General features: G+C 32.2%; 16 protein-coding genes. 7 read left to right on the top strand and 9 right to left on the bottom strand.

What is annotated here, in order from left to right; translation table 11 throughout:
* Positions 1-9: 9 nt before the first annotated feature.
* Positions 10-1,032 (top strand): GTP 3',8-cyclase MoaA, encoded by a 1,023-nt coding sequence (gene moaA, locus CD036_RS09310; RefSeq protein WP_103388496.1) that lies wholly within the window; start codon positions 10-12, stop codon positions 1,030-1,032.
* Between the two features lie 415 nt (positions 1,033-1,447).
* Complete coding sequence (locus CD036_RS09305) at positions 1,448-1,798, top strand: SarA family transcriptional regulator (RefSeq protein WP_002509292.1); 351 nt, start codon at positions 1,448-1,450, stop codon at positions 1,796-1,798.
* A 99-nt stretch (positions 1,799-1,897) separates the two neighbouring features.
* On the opposite strand, the gene CD036_RS09300 is transcribed toward CD036_RS09305, so the two are convergent.
* On the bottom strand, positions 1,898-3,100 hold the full coding sequence (locus CD036_RS09300; protein WP_002509291.1) for an MFS transporter: 1,203 nt from the start codon (positions 3,098-3,100) through the stop codon (positions 1,898-1,900).
* Between the two features lie 3 nt (positions 3,101-3,103).
* Entirely contained in the window at positions 3,104-3,538 is a 435-nt protein-coding gene (locus CD036_RS09295) for a MarR family winged helix-turn-helix transcriptional regulator (protein WP_021458965.1), read from the bottom strand.
* 205 nt (positions 3,539-3,743) lie between these two features.
* Between CD036_RS09295 and CD036_RS09290 the strand changes: the two genes are divergently transcribed.
* Complete coding sequence (locus CD036_RS09290) at positions 3,744-4,502, top strand: VOC family protein (protein WP_167867851.1); 759 nt, start codon at positions 3,744-3,746, stop codon at positions 4,500-4,502.
* Here the strand turns inward: CD036_RS09290 and CD036_RS09285 are convergent.
* Positions 4,499-4,750, bottom strand: coding sequence for a hypothetical protein (locus tag CD036_RS09285; RefSeq protein WP_002509288.1), 252 nt, complete (start codon positions 4,748-4,750; stop codon positions 4,499-4,501). The genes CD036_RS09290 and CD036_RS09285 overlap by 4 nt on opposite strands.
* A 120-nt stretch (positions 4,751-4,870) precedes the next feature.
* On the opposite strand from CD036_RS09285, the gene CD036_RS09280 reads away from it, so the two are divergent.
* Positions 4,871-6,121, top strand: a complete 1,251-nt coding sequence (locus CD036_RS09280; protein WP_002509287.1) for a lipid II:glycine glycyltransferase FemX — start codon at positions 4,871-4,873, stop codon at positions 6,119-6,121.
* A 159-nt stretch (positions 6,122-6,280) separates the two neighbouring features.
* On the opposite strand, the gene mspA is transcribed toward CD036_RS09280, so the two are convergent.
* Both mspA and CD036_RS13175 read right to left on the bottom strand, forming a co-directional pair.
* Positions 6,281-6,598, bottom strand: a complete 318-nt coding sequence (mspA, locus tag CD036_RS09275) for a membrane stabilizing protein MspA (protein ID WP_002509286.1) — start codon at positions 6,596-6,598, stop codon at positions 6,281-6,283.
* A gap of 63 nt (positions 6,599-6,661) precedes the next feature.
* Positions 6,662-6,838 (bottom strand): SE1832 family protein, encoded by a 177-nt coding sequence (locus tag CD036_RS13175; RefSeq protein ID WP_002509285.1) that lies wholly within the window; start codon positions 6,836-6,838, stop codon positions 6,662-6,664.
* A gap of 136 nt (positions 6,839-6,974) precedes the next feature.
* Here CD036_RS13175 and CD036_RS09270 point away from each other — a divergent pair, with 136 nt between their 5' ends.
* Entirely contained in the window at positions 6,975-7,883 is a 909-nt protein-coding gene (locus tag CD036_RS09270) for an AEC family transporter (protein WP_103388494.1), read from the top strand.
* A gap of 605 nt (positions 7,884-8,488) precedes the next feature.
* On the opposite strand, the gene CD036_RS09265 is transcribed toward CD036_RS09270, so the two are convergent.
* The 3 genes from CD036_RS09265 to CD036_RS09255 form a co-directional block, all read right to left on the bottom strand.
* Complete coding sequence (locus CD036_RS09265; RefSeq protein WP_002509283.1) at positions 8,489-9,280, bottom strand: glucose 1-dehydrogenase; 792 nt, start codon at positions 9,278-9,280, stop codon at positions 8,489-8,491.
* Between the two features lie 25 nt (positions 9,281-9,305).
* Complete coding sequence (locus CD036_RS09260) at positions 9,306-10,163, bottom strand: RhaT/GlcU family sugar-proton symporter (protein ID WP_021458966.1); 858 nt, start codon at positions 10,161-10,163, stop codon at positions 9,306-9,308.
* 456 nt (positions 10,164-10,619) lie between these two features.
* The gene (locus CD036_RS09255; RefSeq protein WP_002509281.1) at positions 10,620-11,489 is read right to left on the bottom strand and encodes a GNAT family N-acetyltransferase; all 870 of its coding nucleotides are present in this window, start codon (positions 11,487-11,489) and stop codon (positions 10,620-10,622) included.
* Between the two features lie 137 nt (positions 11,490-11,626).
* Between CD036_RS09255 and CD036_RS09250 the strand changes: the two genes are divergently transcribed.
* Both CD036_RS09250 and CD036_RS09245 read left to right on the top strand, forming a co-directional pair.
* Entirely contained in the window at positions 11,627-13,765 is a 2,139-nt protein-coding gene (locus CD036_RS09250; RefSeq protein ID WP_103388493.1) for a DNA topoisomerase III, read from the top strand.
* A 110-nt stretch (positions 13,766-13,875) separates the two neighbouring features.
* On the top strand, positions 13,876-15,210 hold the full coding sequence (locus CD036_RS09245; RefSeq protein WP_002509279.1) for an NCS2 family permease: 1,335 nt from the start codon (positions 13,876-13,878) through the stop codon (positions 15,208-15,210).
* A 68-nt stretch (positions 15,211-15,278) separates the two neighbouring features.
* Here the strand turns inward: CD036_RS09245 and CD036_RS09240 are convergent, their stop codons facing one another.
* On the bottom strand, positions 15,279-15,668 hold the full coding sequence (locus tag CD036_RS09240; RefSeq protein WP_002509278.1) for a hypothetical protein: 390 nt from the start codon (positions 15,666-15,668) through the stop codon (positions 15,279-15,281).
* Positions 15,669-15,715: the final 47 nt, after the last annotated feature.

Below are 15,715 nucleotides of genomic sequence, written 5' to 3'. Positions count from 1 at the left end.
GGCTTTAAGATGAGCGAACAAATAACGGATAAATTAGGAAGACCAATTCGTGATTTGAGATTATCAGTAACTGATAGATGTAATTTTCGCTGTGACTACTGTATGCCAAAGGAAATATTTGGTGATGATTTTGTATTCTTACCGAAAGATGAATTGCTAACTTTTGATGAAATGACGCGAATAGCTAAGCTTTACACTGACTTAGGTGTGAAAAAGATACGTATAACTGGTGGCGAACCCTTATTACGCCGTGATTTATATAAATTTATTGAGCAGTTATCGCAAATTGAAGCGATAGAAGATATAGGCTTAACAACAAATGGATTGCTGTTAAAAAAACATGGTCAAAATTTATATAATGCGGGCTTACGTCGTATCAATGTCAGTTTAGATGCAATAGATGATGAGGTGTTCCAAGCGATTAACAATCGTAATATTAAAGCTTCAACCATCTTATCGCAAATTGACTATGCCATTGCAATTGGTTTTAAAGTTAAAGTTAATGTAGTTATTCAAAAGGGAGTCAATGATGATCAAATATTACCAATGATACAATATTTTAAAGACAAAAAAATCGAAATTCGGTTTATTGAGTTTATGGATGTTGGTAATGATAATGGTTGGGACTTTAGTAAGGTGGTTACAAAAGATGAGATGCTTAGCACAATCGAAGAAGCTTATGATATTACACCTGTTCCACCGAAATACTACGGAGAAGTAGCTAAATATTATCGTCATAATGATAACGGTGCACAGTTTGGATTGATCACAAGTGTATCACAATCTTTTTGTTCGACATGTACGCGTGCACGCTTGTCATCTGATGGCAAGTTTTATGGCTGTTTATTTAGTGCTGTTGATGGCTTTGATTTGAAAAACTTTATGCGAAATGGTGCCACAGATAGTGAGTTGAAAGCTAAGTTTAAAGCATTATGGGGTGTAAGAGACGATCGTTATTCTGATGAACGTACAGAACAAACTGTAGCTAACCGTAAACGCCAAAAAATTAATATGAACTATATAGGTGGTTAATATTACTTAACTTAAATTTGTAATAACTATCTATTATAATAATTAGCTATTCCCTTTAAAGTTTCGACTTTAAAGGGAATTTTTTATGCAAACAGATGAAATGCGTTTATTTTTTTCGCGGCAATTAAAGCTAAAGTTATTTTTATTAACGTACTACATTATTATCTTAGGTAATGTTCAAATAGTTGAATTTAAAAAATTACTATAATAAAAATTGTAACTTTATCAATGCTTAAGAAGTGAAATACATAATATTAATTTAAATAACATTGCAAAACACCTAGTTAAAACTAAAAACTAAAAATTATAGATTTAAAGATGGAACTGTTATATAATATTTTAAAAGCATATTACTATAAATAAAGCCATTTTAAATTTAAAAACAACTAGAAAATTACTGGAGGCTGGTCTTAATATGGAAAATAAAGTTCAACAATTTATCGCATCTGAAAAGGCTTTAAGTCAATTAAAGCACTGGCTTAAAACGACGCAAGGTTTATCAATGGAAGAATTCGTAGTATTATACAAAGTGTTTGAAGCAGAAAAAATTAGCGGCAAGGTATTGCGTGATACATTGCATTTTGAGATGTTATGGGATACAAGTAAAATTGATGTCATTATTCGTAAGATTTATAAAAAAGAACTTATTTCTAAAGTACGTTCAGAGTCAGATGAACGCCAAGTCTTTTATTATTTTGATGATAAACAATTAACATTGTTACAAGATATAACGTCAGCGATTGAAACGACACAATTAGTGAAATAACAATTTTATCTTGTTTAGTTAGAGTGTAATACCTACATAAAAAACAGATTATAAAAGCAGGTCAATGCGCATAGGCATTGACCTGCTTTTATTTTTATATTAGAGCTGACTGCGTTTGACTTTCCGTCCGTGAACAAAGAAATAGAGGAAGGTCGTAAATATGATCATAATAGCCATTATGCCATACAATTGACCATATGAAAGTGTAGATGTAATAAATCCTAATACATATGGTCCAAAACCAAGACCTAAATCTAAACCTATAAAATAAGTAGATGTGGCGATACCATATTTTGCAGGTGGTGATACTTTGATGGCAATTGCCTGCATACTCGATGATATATTACCGTAACCTGCTCCAAGTAATAACCCGGCAACTATAAGCATCCAACCAGTATCAGTTATACTTAAGACAAAGTAAGTTAGTATTAAGAATATAAATGCGGGATATACCACCACATTTTCATTTTTATCATCCATTAAGCGACCAGCTACTGGTCGTGTAATTAATGACGCAATAGCATAGAATATAAAGAAATAGCTTGATAACGTTACTAAATTAATCTCTTCAGCAAAAAATTGTAAGAACGTTAAAATTGAAGAGTAACTCAAGCCTGCAATCATCATAATAATAGCAACCGGTATAGCTTCTTTTGCTATATAATTATTAATGTCAAAGGCTTTTTTGGGAGTTGTTGATGGTGTTTTCGCAGGTTGTGTAATGTCAAATTGAATATTAATGAAGAAAGATATTAACAAACTAACGATGCCACACAATAAGCAAATAGTGAATAAGAAGCTAATAGGGAAAGCACCAATTAATAATAAACCAAAAAATGGCCCAATTGCGGCACCGATTACTAAACTTAATGAAAATAAACTGATACCTTCACTTTTACGTTCAGCTGGTGTTACATAAGCTGCAATAGTTCCTGTTGCTGTAGTTGTTACTCCGGTAGCAATACCATTAAGAATTCTAGTAATCATTAGAATAGTAATAGAACCTTCAATAAAATAAAATAATTGCGTTATAATTAACAAGATTAAACCAATTAATAAAATGCGTTTTGGTCCTATTTTATTAACATACTTCCCTGTAGCAAATCGACCAATTAATGAACCAATAATAAAAAGGCCAGAAACAAGTCCAGCCACGCTATCAGAAACATTGTAAGTTGATTTAGTATAACTAGCAATTATAACTATTAATAGATACATACATAAATAGACTAAAAAATTAGTTAGAAAATTAATATTAAAACTTTTTGTCCATATGGGCGATTTTAGTGTTGATTGAGCCACACATTATTCCTCCTCAAGTGTTGATAATTGTGAATGAATTGCTGTGACAGTTTTGATAGTTGTTGCTAAATCATCTGCTGTTAATCCTGTGTCTGCAACGATTTGTTCTTGCACAGATTCAATCTGGTTATTGATTTCGTCATATAGGGATTGACCTTGAAGTGATAAAGTCAAAATACGTTCTCTTTTGTCTTTACCTTGTGTTACAGATAACAAATTTTTTTCTGATAGTACTTTTAGTATTTTACGCGTTGTTGGTTTTTCAATTGCACGTCTCTTTGAAATTTGAACGAGTGTCGTCGGTGCATTGAGGCCAATATCTTTTAACACTAACCATTGGGCTGGATATAAATCATATCGCTCAAATATTGGTTGGAATAGTTTGACATAAGGTCTATATACAGCGGTTAAACTATTGAATAAATTTTTGGTATCCATAACAAACTCCTTCAAGAAATAGTTAGCTTTGCTAACCTTATTTTGTGACAAACCCCATTGTAAGGTAAATAGCAATATAAATCAATAGCTGTGTAATATATTTTGAGAATAGATAACTATAGTAAGTTATTACTTTTGTTTTTAACGGTAAAGTCAGCGTTGATTTGTTATGATTAAGGTGAATAAAGCAATAGGGGGAATTAAGTTGAATCTAAAATTAGATCACATGATTCATTATATAAATCAGCTTCAAACATTTAAATATCCGGGAGAATTACTGCGTATTTATGATGGGGGAAAACATGAAAAATTGGGAACTTTTAATCGCTTAGTGTACTTGGATAATGCGTATATTGAGTTATTGGATGTTTATAATGCTGAAATATTACGGAAAATTACTAAGTCAGAAGAAGGTAGAGTATCGTTTCCATCTAAAATAATTCAAGATAACTTTGCTCAAGGTTTAAAAACAGTGGCGTTTCAAACAGATGATTTAGATTTAGTAAAACAGCAATTAATTGCCAAAGATGTAGATGTTGTCGGACCTGTCAATATGCATCGTGTAGATGAAAAGGGGAATAAAATACATTGGCGCTTGTTGTACATAGCCGATCCAGATTATCGAGTAAAACCGCCATTTTTCATACAATGGGAGGAACCACTTGCTGTTAGAAATAAAAAGTTGGCCCCATTTCAGCAACAAGAATTCACTGTAAAGCAAATACGTATCGATAGTACTGAACGCGCAGTGACTGTTCAAAAATGGCAAACTTGGTTCGATATGGAAATTATTGATGATACAGAAACCTACACATCATTAAAATTACCCAATGACACTATAGTGTATGAAATATATGATGGTCAGGTTTCTAAGTACCATACTGTAATTTTAAAGGATGAAAAGGCTACTTCATCATACTCGCTTATTATTAGAGGGATCAGATATCGATTTGATGCAGATTAATAAATATATTCATATGCAGTATGTGCGATATAGATAATGTGTATTAGAGAAAAAATTAATGTTATAATTGATAAGTAGGTTGCAACCTTATTGCTTCTTAATAACAAAAAGAATGTTGACAATACTAACGTCAACGCAACAAGTAAAATACGTAAACTTAAATTATCAATTGATAACGTTTGTGATGCGGATTGTATAAATACAAACAAATTGGCAACTAATAATAACAGAATAATTATAATACGCATAACAAATACCTCATTTTAAGTGTTTCTTTAATTATAACAAAATTGAAGCTACAACGTGAAAGAAAGCGGCAAGCATTGTATAATTAAATCATCGTATAGACAAAGGAGAAAAAGAATAATATGGAAAAGATGAATATCACAAATCAAGACCATGATGCTTTTGTTAAAAATCATCCTAATGGTGATTTGCTCCAATTAACAAAATGGGCTGAAACGAAACAACTAACAGGTTGGTATTCTAAACGTATCGCTGTTGGAGAAAATGGCGAAGTTAAAGGAGTTGGCCAGCTGTTATTTAAAAAAGTACCGAAACTACCTTTCACACTATGTTATGTTTCTCGTGGTTTTGTCACAGATTATAATGATAAATTAGCACTTGAAGCGTTGTTAGAATATGCTATTCAAGTTGCCAAACAAGAAAAGGCCTATGCGATTAAAATTGATCCAGATGTTGAAGTGGAGAATGGCACAACAGCATTAAAACATTTAAAAGAACTAGGCTTTAAACATAAAGGCTTTAAAGAAGGCTTATCTAAAGATTATATTCAACCACGTATGACGATGATTACCCCAATAGATAAAGACGATGAAAGTTTAATTCAAAGCTTTGAACGTCGTAATCGTTCTAAGGTGAGATTAGCATTGAAACGAGGCACTACCGTAGAACGTGCAGGGCGTGATGGTTTAGAAACGTTTGCAAACTTAATGAAAATTACAGGTGAACGTGATGGTTTCTTAACACGAGATATTTCATATTTTCAAAATATATATGATGCATTACATGAAGATGGTGATGCAGAGCTCTTTTTAGTTAAATTAGAACCAAAACCTGTATTAACAGATTTGAGAGCAGAAATGATACAACTAGAACAAGAGCGAGCGAAGTTACTTGAGAAAAAACAAGATAAAAAAACTTTAAATAAAATAAATGATGTAGATAATAAGGTAGAAAAAACACAAGCGTTGATACAAGATATGGAGACTTTAGAGCAAAAGCATCCTGATGGTATGTATTTATCAGGCGCGTTACTCATGTTTGCAGGCGACAAATCTTATTATCTATATGGTGCGTCGTCAAATGAATATCGTGACTTTTTACCGAATCATCATATGCAATTTGCTATGATGCAATACGCAAGACAACAAGGCGCAAAAACTTATGATTTTGGTGGTACTGACAATGACCCTGACAAAGATTCAAGTCATTATGGCTTGTGGACTTTCAAAAAAGTGTGGGGCACATATTTAAGTGAAAAAATTGGTGAATTTGACTACGTACTCAATAAACCACTGTATCAAGTGATTGAAAATGTAAAACCTAAATTAACAAAAGCCAAAATAACAGTTTCTAAAAAAATAAAAAGAAAATAGTCAAACTTAACTTTGTGAAATGAATTATGCTTAGTTACCTTATTGAACAGTAAATAGCATCTCATTGAGTAACCATAGCTTTATATATAAATAAAACCACTGATATAGCTGCATTAACATAAGCTATATCAGTGGTTTTATTTTTTTAGTTCAAGCAAATTAATAAAGTACAAGTGTTAAAATGATATAGATAACGAGTAAAATCGCTGTTAAAATGTTTAAAATTTTAACACCTTTAATATCTTGCTTACCATATTTAAATGCAGTTACTTCTACATTACCTACGAGTAATAGTAATACTACAAATACCCACCAATTAGACAATGGGAAAGATAGTGTAGTGACTGCTACAACGAATAATAACAATAATGCCATTATTATTCGTAGAATGCGAGTGAATATTGTATTCATTTTATATATACTTATATAACTCACAATTAAGTAAAGTATAGGTAACAATACCAAGTAAAGTTGCATATCTAACATCCTTTCAAAGTTCGCCTTTAATCTTAGCATGAAACAAAAGTGCTGACTAGAATGTTATTCACTTTCTTTTTGACGCATTTTTGAACGAATATCAGCAATTTCATTTTCAATTTGAGCTAATTGACGGTGTAAAGGATCGGTATCTTGATTTACTGACTCTCTTTTATCTAAGTCATTTTGTAATCTAATATAATCATCTTTAAGTTCTGCTAATTTAGAATTTAAATCCATTATAATATCTCCTTTAATTTAATTATATATTAGATAAAATTATAACATGGAATTGAATGGTTCTAAAACAAGTACAAAAGTGTTATAGTATGAAAATGTATTGAAAACGAAATGTATGTTGGAAAGAAGGATTAAAGTGACGCAACAATTCATTATAATTATTTTACTTATTGCATTAGGGTATGGTCTAAAAAAGTTAAAATACTTTAAAGCTAATGATAGCCAAATATTTGCTACATTAGTACTTAATATTACGCTTCCTTCTTTAGTCATTGTTAATTTAAATAAAGCAGAATTGGACCTTTCATTATCAATTTTACCTATTATGATGATCATTTTTGGTGTTTTAGCAAAGATTATTGTGATTTGGTGTTTTTTAAATCATGATAACCAAGTTCGTGGGACAGTAGGAATGATGACAGCTTCTTTAAATATAGGTTTATTTGCGTATCCGTTAGTTGAGGCGATATGGCCTGAAAAAGGAATGATTTACTTTGGAATGGCAGACATCGGTGGCGCTATCATAATGTTTGGTGTTACTTATTTCGTTGGTAGCTATTTTAGTGAAGGACCGGATAGCTTTGATTTCAAATATTTAGGTAAAAATATTGTGAAATCTGTGCCTTTAATGACTTATATGATTATGTTTATTTTAAATTTGCTCAATATTCATTTTCCTAAGCCTGTTATTGACTTTTTCTCAGTATTGTCACAGGCTAACATGCCATTATCAATGTTATTACTTGGTTTAATGTTGAGTTTTAATATTGAAAAACGTTACTTACCATTGGTGTTAAAATATTTATCATTACATTATGGTTTAGGATTAATTGCAGGAATACTGGTGTATTTTTTCTTACCTGTAGATGATGCAATGATTAAAACAACATTATTGATAACATGGTTGTTACCAGTAGGTGTGTCTATTATTCCGTACTCTATACAATTTAAATATAAAACTTTACCGATTGTTGGCATGGTTACCAACTTGACGATAGTGATTAGTATAGTAATTATTTATGTTTATCAGGCGCTATTTATATAACAAAATGAGATTGGATATAAATTTCCATGCTCAAAATAAGAGGACCAATCCTTAATATGGATTGGTCCTCCTTATATATAAAACATTTGATTTTGATCGTGCATGTTTGCCTGGGGTATGGTTCGAGCCAATAGTCTCTCACGCATACTATTTCCCCGGACGTCAGCACGATTCAAAATCGGGACAATTTATATTTTTCTATTCAAAAAAGGTCAATTCGTACGAGTTGATTAATATTACGAAAATAAATAAACGATGTACTTTATGTATAAAGATTTTCGCAGTACATAATTTAAATTACCAATGAAAACTTTAATTTTATATTTGAAAACATTTGGTTTTGACCGTGCATGCTTGCTTGGTGTATGGTTCGAGCCTGTAGTCTCTCACGCATACTATTTTATTAGAAGTCAGTAGGTACAATTTACATTTTGTTATTTAAAACATAATAACCGTCGAAAACAAAATGTTAAAGAATAATTTTGAGTGATGATATTTCATAAATCTAAAGAAAACGCCAATTTCTATATCTTTTCAATAGAAATTGACGTTTATTTTTTAGTCAAAGACATGATTGTCTCGAACTTGTTTTTGCAATATTAGATTTATCCTTTTCCACCCATAAAGGCAGGGTAGTTCGTCATTCCACCGTCAACATAAATTGTTGTACCGTGAATGTAATTAGAGAAATCAGAAGCTAAAAATAGCGCGACGTTAGCAACTTGTTGTACTTCGCCTATTTCTTTAGCAGGAATCATCTCTAGAGTTTCAGCACGTGTTTCTGGATCAGAGAATTTTTCACGAGTATGTTCAGTAACAATAGCCCCAGGAGATATATTATTAATACGGATACCATATTGTGCATATTCCATAGACATGGTTTCCATCATTAATTTAAGTCCACCTTTACTTGCTGCGTAGTTAACGTAGTTTGGCCAAGGTATAGTGTCATGTACACTAGAGGTATTGATAATAACACCTTTTTTGTTCTCTTGTAGAAAATGATTCACAGCAGCTTTAGCTCCCATAAATGCTCCAGTTAAGTTAATATCAATTACTTTTTGCCATTCTGCAACAGACATTTCATGCGTAGGGATTGGTTTTTCAAATCCAGCATTGTTCATCATAATGTCTAACGTACCAAAATGTTCAATAGCTGTATTTACCAAACGATTAACATCGTCTTCTATTGAAACGTCCGCTTGAACTTTTATAGCTTGTCCACCAGCTTCTTCGATCAAACGAATTGAAGCATCTACATCTGGAATATGATGGTCAGATAAATAATTTAATACAACTTTTGCTTGAGCTTTACCAAATTCTTCGGCGAATGATTTTCCTAAACCACTACCAGCCCCAGTGATAACTACTACTTTGCCTTCTAAATCTTTAAACATAAAAACTCCTCCTTAAAACTGCAAGTTAACCTTTCAAATTACCTAAAATAAATGCGGCAATAATAATTAATATAATTCCTGCCCATATACCAATCATTTGGCGCTTATCTTTACGCTCTCCTAATAGGAAGATACCACCAAGTGTTGATACAATAACTAGTAATTGTGAAAATGAGAAACTTGTTGCTACTCCAACTCTTGGTTGAGAATAGAACATAAATAAATTACCGATACCCCACACGATACCAGGAATTAAATTTAAAGCTGTACTCTTGATTGATGTTTCGTGTTTCATTGATAAAATAAATCCACCAATGGCCATACCAATAGATTGGAAGAATAAAGCACTTGTACCATCTACACCGAAAATTTGAGCTACAACTACATATACAACATAACCAACAGTTGAAATTAATAAGATAACCATTGCTTTACTAAAGTTATTTGTAGTGTCGGCTGCTTCATTTTTTCCTTTAATAGAAGTTAATGCAATACCGATAACTAATAACAACATTGAAACTAAGCCAAGTGTTACTTGTGTCCCTGTACTCCATTCTCCTAAGAATATGGCACTAAACAATGTTGTACCAACTAATTGTAAACCAGTTGATATAGGCATTGTTTTAGATACACCGATTAAGTTAACTGATTTTAATTGGTAGCCTTGACCTAATGCCCAAAAGGCACCGGAGATCAGACCGACGATAATGACAATTGGTTTGTCAAATTCTGTATTACCAGTTAACAATAAGATAATCCCGATAATTAACGCACCTAAAGTAGTACCTCTGATTTGGTTGAAAGGGCCACCACCGACATATACGTTAATTAAAACAACACTACCCCAAAATAGTGCAGGTAATAGTGCAATTAATAAGTCCATGCTATTACTCACTTCTCTCTCTATGAATTTGTACGTTCAGCCATCCACAATTTGAATAGCTACAAATATATATTTTAAAGGAAAATTATAACTTAGTAAAAAGAAATTTATTTTGAAAGCGTTTTAATTTAGAACGTTTATATTTTTCCTTGAATGAATAGTCTGAAGAATAAACATAAAAGGGCAGAAGACGTGAGGATAAATACCTTATTTTAAGGTGAAAGTATATTTGAGGGAATGATGTTTGTTCTTTTCGTGTAACGGATAATGCTACGCCATAAAAAACGAGGGTAGTACAATATTTGGGTGTCGTTGTAACTACTAAAAATTGTATTTAAAACAATGTAAAAGGTAGGCTAAGACATCATAAGTGTCTCGACCTACCTTTATATAGCAGTTATATAATGTTAAGTTACAAACATTAGTGATTTAGAAATAATAAATATTAAGACAGTATTAAACATTGGCAAGTACAAATTTAAATTTTTTAAATTCATTATTTATGTGAAAACCTAATTCATCAAAACGCTCAACTAGTGTTGCATTCTTGCTGCGTATCTTAAATGAAATTTTTGATAAGTTATAGTGTGCAAATGCATAATGCAAAGTATATTTAAGTAAATCGAAGGCGATTCCCATAAAGCGATAATCTGAATGGGAGGTAAAGTATTTAATTTCAGCAGTTTGAGCATTTTCAAATACTTGTAAATATACATAACCTTTTAACACACCTTCTGACATGAATGTAAATAAGTGGTTGGTTTGTTTTAATGAATTAATGATTTCATCAGTTGTCATGGCATCATGATAAAATGTATGTTCATGTAGTTTGCCAAAAGAACGATAATAAGCAGGATGATATTCGGTAATGTTTTGTTCATGAGTTAATTCACCTACATCAGAAGTTGCCTCTAAATGATAATCTGTAAAGTTGTAGTAGGCATTAATTGTTTTCATCGCTTCAGTGAAATCTTGTTCTGTTTCTTCAAAAGTGAAATTAAAGTTTGCTGTCGCTGGATATGCTTGGTACATTGCTGTGAATAGTGTATTAAATTCATTTATTACATCAGTAAGTCCATGTGCTATGAAAGGACCAATCATCTTAAATTTATTTTCACCATAGGCGACAGCTAACAGTAACATCTGAACTTGATTATTGTCGTTAACGCGTGCATAAACACCTGGTGCCTCGATTGATTGTTCAATTAATGAGAGCAATGCATCTTCTTGTTGTGGCAATTTATATAAATATGAAGCCATATGTCGATCTGCGCTATTAATAAATGATTGAATTTGAGTGATATTATTTAGTTTAATTGTGTCCATGATATATACCTCCTTTATAAAAAGACCTAGCCTAAATATATTACTTTAATTATAGGTATATTTGATGAGAATTGAAAGCTAAGATGTGCTATATACATGTTACAATAATATTATTATAAATTTGAAAGGGCGAAATTATGAAATCTCTTATATTAGCTGAGAAGCCTTCAGTAGGAAAAGATATCGCGAAAGCGTTAAATATAAACGAAGGAAAAAATGGTTATTTTGAAAATAATCGTTATATAGTAACTTGGGCATTAGGTCATTTAGTAACAAATGCAACTCCTGAACAATATGACAAAGCGTATCAAGAATGGAAATTAGCAGATTTACCTATTATTCCGTCGACAATGAAAACAGTAGTAATTGCTAAAACTAAAAAACAATTTCAAACAGTTAAAGCATTAATCAATAAACAAAGTGTAAATGAAATAATTATTGCGACTGATGCTGGTAGAGAAGGGGAACTCGTCGCACGATTAATATTAGATAAGGTGCATAATACTAAACCAATTAAACGATTATGGATTAGTTCTGTAACACCTAAAGCTATTAAAGATGGTTTTAATAAACTTAAAGACGGTAGACAATACAATAATCTTTATCAAGCAGCATTAGCAAGAAGTGAAGCAGACTGGATTGTTGGTATAAATGCGACTCGTGCACTTACGACAAAATATGATGCGCAACTTTCCTTAGGACGTGTCCAAACACCAACGATTCAATTAGTGCAAATGCGTCAAAATGAAATTAATCAATTCCAACCAGAAACATACTATACATTAAATATAGAAGTAGAAGGTTTGAAATTTAACTGTACAACTCCGAAACAACATAAAAATAAAGACGTTTTTGCGGATATAAGTGAGAAAGTTAAACATCAAACTGCAAGTATCCAGTCAATTGAGCGTAAAGCTAAAAAAGCATATCCTCAAAAATTATATAATTTAACGGATTTGCAACAAGATGCCTATAAGCGTTTTCGATTTAATCCTAAAGAAACGTTAAATACATTACAAGTATTGTATGAACGCCACAAATTAGTAACTTATCCACGTACAGATTCTAATTATTTAACGGATGATATGGTTTCTACTTTGAAAGATCGATTAAAGGCAATTGTGGGGACAGATTTAAAAGAGCATGCCAAAGCACAACTGTCACGTTCATTTAACACAAGAGACAAATTTATTAATAATCAAAAAGTCTCAGATCACCATGCAATCATTCCAACTGAAGTACGAGCAGATTTAAACACGCTCTCACCTAAAGAACAAAAAGTTTATATGCTGATTGCTCAAAGTTTTTTAGAAAATATAATGCCACCATATCAATATGAAGCGGTTGATATAGTAATTAATATAGGTGAGTATAGTTTCTCCTTTAATGGGCAAGTACCACAACAATTAGGTTTTAAAGCGTTGTATGATAACGAGCAACATAACTTTGCATTGAACAGCAACTGGCAGCAAGGAACAACATTATCAGTGAGTCGGACACATATCGCTGAACATGAAACTACTGCACCATCGTATTTTAATGAAGGTTCATTACTGAAAGCGATGGAAAATCCACAGAAATTTTTTGATTTTAAGGATAGCAAGCATGCACAATCGTTAAAACAAGCTGGAGGTATAGGTACAGTAGCTACCCGTGCAGACATTATTGATAAACTATTTAATATGAATGCTATTGAGTCTCGCGATGGCAAAATTAAAGTGTCACAAAAAGGTAAACAAATATTAGAATTAGCACCTCAAGCATTAACATCACCAATATTGACAGCAGAGTGGGAAGATAAATTAACAAGAATTGAGAAAGGTCAATATAGTGCGAAACAATTTATGGCTGAAATGCGGGACTTTACACAAACTGTAGTTACAGACATTAAAAATAACGAGCAAAAATATAAACATGATAATTTAACTACTACAGAGTGCCCGACATGTGGGAAATTTATGATTAAAGTAAATACAAAGCAAGGTTCCATGCTCGTATGTCAGGATCCAAAATGTAAAACAAAGAAAAATGTCCAACGAAAAACCAATGCACGTTGCCCTAATTGTCATAAGAAAATGACGCTTTTTGGTAGAGGTAAGGATGCCACTTATCGTTGTGTGTGTGGTCATACGGAAACACAAACCCAAATGGATCAACGTCACAAAAATAAAAAGAATGCAAAAGTATCCAAAAAAGATATGAAAAAATATTTGAATAATAATGAAGGAATAGAAAACAACCCGTTCCAGGATGCATTGAAAGGGCTCAAATTTTAGATAATTCGAACTTAAAAACATTTAAAAAACAAAAAGTTCGGATTTACTATTGTGTTTTAGCAATTTGGGTATTAAAATATTAAGGTATTTTAATTAAAGGAGAATTAACCGTGAGAAAATACTTTAAGTTTGATAAGTATGAAACAAACTATAAAAAAGAAGTCCTGGGTGGTTTAACTACGTTTTTATCCATGGCGTATATTTTAGCCGTCAACCCACAAGTATTAAGTTTAGCAGGCGTCGATGGCGTTTCTGACAATATGAAAATGGATCAAGGTGCGATATTTGTTGCAACTGCGCTTGCTGCATTTGTAGGGTCATTATTTATGGGGCTCATAGCACGTTATCCTATCGCTTTAGCTCCAGGAATGGGACTAAATGCATTTTTTGCCTTTACAGTCGTCTTAACAATGGGGATTCCATGGCAAATAGGATTAACCGGAGTACTATTTTCCGGCATATTCTTCGCCATATTAACACTGACCGGATTACGAGAAACCATAATTAACGCAATACCGCATCAGATGAAAATGGCAGTATCAGCAGGAATTGGACTCTTTATTACATTTGTAGGTTTACAAAGTTCAGGTATTATTACGAATAACGATTCAACATTAGTTACTTTAGGTCAAATTACAGATGGACCAGTATTATTAACAATTTTTGGAATTATTGTTACGGTCATTATGTATGCAAGAAAAGTACCGGGAGCTATTTTTATTGGTATGATTTTAACTTCTATTGCCGGTATGATTACAGGATTAATTGATCCACCAAGTAGTGTGGTAGGTAAAGTTCCAAGTATTGAGCCAACTTTCGGAGCGGCTTTTGAAGCTTTCAAAGATCCAAGCCAGTTATTTACGGTTCAATTTTTAATAGTAATTTTAACATTTTTATTTATCGACTTTTTCGATACAGCCGGTACGTTAGTAGCTGTAGCAACTCAGGCTGGTATAATGAAAAATAACAAATTACCACGTGCTGGTAGAGCTCTATTTTCAGATTCATTAGCGACAATTGTTGGTGCTATCTTTGGTACGACAACAACGACTTCATATATAGAGTCAACTTCTGGAGTTGCTGTAGGAGCTCGTACGGGATTTGCCAGTGTAGTAACCGGCCTTTGTTTCTTATTGGCTATCTTCTTCAGTCCATTAATGGAAGTAGTTACTAGTGCGGTTACAACACCAGCATTAATTGTAGTAGGTGTTTTAATGGCTGCTAACTTCGCTGAAATAGAGTGGCGTAAATTTGAAGTAGCAGTACCATCATTTATTACTATAATAATGATGCCACTGTCATATTCTATAGCGACAGGTATCGCATGTGGATTCATTTTTTATCCGATAACAATGCTTATTTCCAAACGACATAAAGAAGTACATCCTATGATGTATGGATTAATGGTCTTATTCATTCTATATTTTGTATTTGTTCATGGTTAATAATAAAGAGCATTCGGCATCAAACCGAATGCTCTTTTTATATAATGTATAGTTCCAACATAAATAAACTAATATCTATTGCCATAACGATCTTGCGTATAAACTACTTTAGCATGTTTGTTTGGTACGTATATTGGTGAGGACAGTACAACAAGTATGAAAAATAGCATTAAAAAGAATAGTATCCAATGCACAATCATTCCTATAAATGGTATGAAGGCGATAAACGTACCAATAATACCAAGTAACGGGATGATAAGCATAGGCTTGATTGAATTTTGGCGATCAACAAACAAAATTAGTACGATTATAAAATAAAGAAAAATATTTATAAGTAGCGGCTGCCAGCCAAAACTCAAAATTAAACTACCACCTAAAAAAGGAATGCCATAAATAAGCTCACTTAAAATTAGAACAGTACTAAGGATAAGCAAAGTTATTCTTATTCCGTTCTTCATTATCATTCACCACCTATCAATAACTATTATATAGTAAGAACAGAAAA

The sequence above is a fragment of the Staphylococcus arlettae genome (genome assembly GCF_002902345.1).
GTDB lineage: Bacteria > Bacillota > Bacilli > Staphylococcales > Staphylococcaceae > Staphylococcus > Staphylococcus arlettae.
The sequence above is the reverse complement of the archived record's forward strand: the minus strand, read 5'-3'. Positions and strand labels throughout refer to the sequence as shown.